Annotated in this window: 6 protein-coding genes; 3 read left to right on the top strand and 3 right to left on the bottom strand. The window is 58.2% G+C overall.

Annotation, left to right across the window (positions count from 1 at the left end):
* A partial coding sequence (locus HIJ39_RS22260; RefSeq protein ID WP_207711862.1) for a spore germination protein occupies positions 1-602 on the bottom strand: 602 nt, incomplete at its 3' end.
* A 25-nt stretch (positions 603-627) separates the two neighbouring features.
* Here HIJ39_RS22260 and HIJ39_RS22255 point away from each other — a divergent pair.
* Entirely contained in the window at positions 628-867 is a 240-nt protein-coding gene (locus HIJ39_RS22255; protein ID WP_169103232.1) for a hypothetical protein, read from the top strand.
* A gap of 69 nt (positions 868-936) precedes the next feature.
* On the top strand, positions 937-1,128 hold the full coding sequence (locus HIJ39_RS22250; protein WP_169103231.1) for a hypothetical protein: 192 nt from the start codon (positions 937-939) through the stop codon (positions 1,126-1,128).
* Positions 1,129-1,332: 204 nt separating this feature from the next.
* On the opposite strand, the gene HIJ39_RS24780 is transcribed toward HIJ39_RS22250, so the two are convergent.
* A complete protein-coding gene (locus HIJ39_RS24780; RefSeq protein ID WP_275107400.1) occupies positions 1,333-1,458 on the bottom strand; it encodes a hypothetical protein in 126 nt (41 codons plus the stop codon).
* 535 nt (positions 1,459-1,993) lie between these two features.
* A complete protein-coding gene (locus HIJ39_RS22245) occupies positions 1,994-2,242 on the bottom strand; it encodes a hypothetical protein (RefSeq protein WP_169103230.1) in 249 nt (82 codons plus the stop codon).
* A 299-nt stretch (positions 2,243-2,541) separates the two neighbouring features.
* On the opposite strand from HIJ39_RS22245, the gene HIJ39_RS22240 reads away from it, so the two are divergent.
* Positions 2,542-2,907 carry a phosphate-starvation-inducible PsiE family protein gene (locus tag HIJ39_RS22240; RefSeq protein WP_169103229.1) on the top strand — a complete coding sequence of 122 codons (366 nt, stop codon included), beginning with the start codon at positions 2,542-2,544 and terminating at the stop codon, positions 2,905-2,907.
* Positions 2,908-2,920 lie beyond the last annotated feature (13 nt).

The following is a 2,920-nucleotide window of genomic DNA, read 5'->3' as shown; positions in this document are numbered from 1 at the left end:
GCCATCGCTACGGCCACGGGATAGCGCGTGCCGAGGCTCAGTTGTTCGAAGACCAGGTGGGGCGTGGCCAGACGATGCCGCAATTGGCTCAGTTGAATGGCTAACACGTCGGTAAAGGCTTCCTGCGGCCCGCGCACCGCGATCTCGGTTTCGGGACGATCAATGCTGCGCTGGGGGATCTTGGCGGTGTCAAAGAGCCAGGCTTCGGGCACCGCCTCGAGACAGACCGCGGTTTGCCCCTGCAAGATGGCGTCTAGGATGGGGTCCCACTGGGTCTGTCGGGCGACCGGGCCCACCGGCAGGCGCCGAAGGGTCCCCTCTTCCCCTTCAAGCAACGGGGACAAAATATCCCGATCGACTTGGTTCAGGTCCACCAGATTGTCCAGGTAACAAATGAGTCCCGCTCGGCCCGTCCGCTGGTGGAACCGGCGAATCACCACGTCGGGACTGGGGCCCAACTCCGCGAATAAGCGGTCGGTGGCCGCCTCGAGGTCCGGAACGTATGCATTGGCATCGCCTTTGGCGTGCAGACCGGGCAGCAGGCTGGTTAGATACCGCTCCAGATGCTCCAAGTCGTTCACCAGCGATTGGAGAAGCTCCATACGTGGCCTCCTCCTATAGGATTTCATGGCTAGTGTGTGGCATCGCCGCGGTCTTTATGCGGATGCAGCCTGCGTTGCGCCGTGGCCAGTCAAACGCGGGATCCGTGGAACTCGCGAATGTCTTGGTGCTGTTGCCGGTCACGGTCTTTTAGGGATTTTACTCGCCTTACTGGACGTTGCCGTCGGCAAAGGGCGGTCCTATGGGTTGCGTGTGATGAGCGAACTCGGAGTCCACTCGCAGGAGAATGAGGAATTGGCTCACTAGGAACCTACGACCGAATATATTTGGCATGGCGCTTACGAAAATATGGAAGTCGAGAGGTGGCACGCGGAGGTGTTCGACCACTCGATCATCGATTACGAATGGAAGGCCCAGCTGCACCGGAGCCTCGGCTGGGTCACGGCCCGCTGCGACAACCGGTTGGTCGGGTTCGTCAATGTAGCTGGGGATGGTGGGGTTCACGCCTTCATACTGGATATGATAGTGGCGTTAACCGGCGGAGCCGCGGCATCGCCTCGCAATTGATTGATTGGACTTGACACAAGTCCAAGAAGTCCCGCCGTGCAGGTCGTTGTCCGCCGTTGGTGCCGTGGCGCCCACGAGGACACGCTCGCAAAAAATGCGTTGGGAATAGGCCGGTGCCGCCCACAACTTAAAGGTGACCGTAATAGAGCTAACGGGGAACTCCTACAAATGCCGGACATATCGGCTATGGATCCGGGGGCTCCACTAGCCACGCGCGGGACAAGACGCGCCTTGCGCCACCGACTTCACCACTAACCGCGCCGGTTGGTCGGTCCCGCGGACTAGCACCACGCGCATCCCCGGGTACTCTGGTAGACTAAACAACGACATGCTCACACCTCCCAAGGTGGCGTGTCCCCTTTGCCAACCCCCAAAAATTCCTCTTTCACCAAACGTGTGAAAGAGTCCAGTTGTGATTCCCTGGGCAACATTTATGTGCGGGGAAGTAAACTTGTTGATGTTGACACACTCACCCTCGGAAAAGCAGATCAGAAGCCCAGTCCAAATTGGAGTTAGTTCCTTAAAGCCGTCCAATCCGTATCGAAGTCCCAGAAACTACATCCCGCCATCGGTGCGACCGGTCTGGCACGGTACGCGGCGCTGATGAATTTAGTCCGGGGCAGGTACCGCCCATCGTGCACACCATACTCTACTAGAAATAGCATAATCTGTAATGAAATGAGGCGCACACTGTACGTACGCGGCAGCACCCCTGGGACCGCCTGCAGGAGAATACGGTAAGCCACTTAGTGGCGGCCGCCTTGGCCGATGACCGGACCACCTTTTGCCGCGCGTGGGAGACCTGGTGCCGAATCCGTGAAGTGGAATCGGGTTGTCGCGCTGGGCATCGTCAGGTGAGCCAGGCCTATATTCCACCCAGGACGCTCCAGGTCAACCAGAACCGTTGCGTGTGAAAGTAGCCTTCCGTCAATGAGCCACAGGACAAAATCCAGGCGGTCAGACCGCCGATCACTACGAGCGAGTCGTTGAGGGATGAACCATCACGGGTGGATCCGTAATCCAGCGATGAAGTGCTGCGCCCGTGCATGAGTACCAAGGCTAGTCCGACATGGTGAAGCATCGAATGTTGGGTAAGCTCATGGGCCGCCGGCATCGTCTCGTTCATCACCCGAAACTAGCGCCGGAGTCGATGACAGCGCGGGGTGGTGTGCTCACCGGGACGATTGGCCGATCCGCTCAACGAGGATTAACGCGGCGGTCGGATGGGCATCTATATTGATATTCGGACCCCAAGAGACGCCCATACTTGTTATTCCAATGATGAGGAGGGATGTTCCATGGACTGTGGGTATTGTAAAAGACCCCCGCCAAACACTGCCGCCCGCAATGTTCCCAGCCGCGCGAAGGCCCGTAAGGAGTGCATCCACACAGTATAGAAAGGAGAGGACACCCGTGGGGCCTATTAACGTCTTGACCACCCGAATCCGCCATACGATTAACCGCCTGATCGAATGGGGGGTCAGCACCCTTTATTTGCTCACGGTGCTGTTTGTGCTTGCTTTCGCCGCGGTGTTGGCGCGCCATCTGATGCAAGGATTGTTCCGGGCCGGAGACCCGAGGGCCCTCCTGCGGCTCTTGGATCCCTTGTTGATGCTGATGATGCTAGCCGAACTCCTCCACACCATCGCGCTGACGCTACGTACCCGTCATCTCCCATTACGCCCGCTGTTAGCCTTAGTCTTCATCGCCGTCTTAGAGATAGTCCCGAATTTCGTGGAATTTGCGGTTAGCGATTCCTGTCCGTGTTTGGTTGAATAGAGGTACCATCCAT

It is taken from the genome of Sulfobacillus harzensis, from assembly GCF_012933365.1.
Taxonomy (GTDB): domain Bacteria; phylum Bacillota; class Sulfobacillia; order Sulfobacillales; family Sulfobacillaceae; genus Sulfobacillus_B; species Sulfobacillus_B harzensis.
The sequence above is the reverse complement of the archived record's forward strand: the minus strand, read 5'-3'. Positions and strand labels throughout refer to the sequence as shown.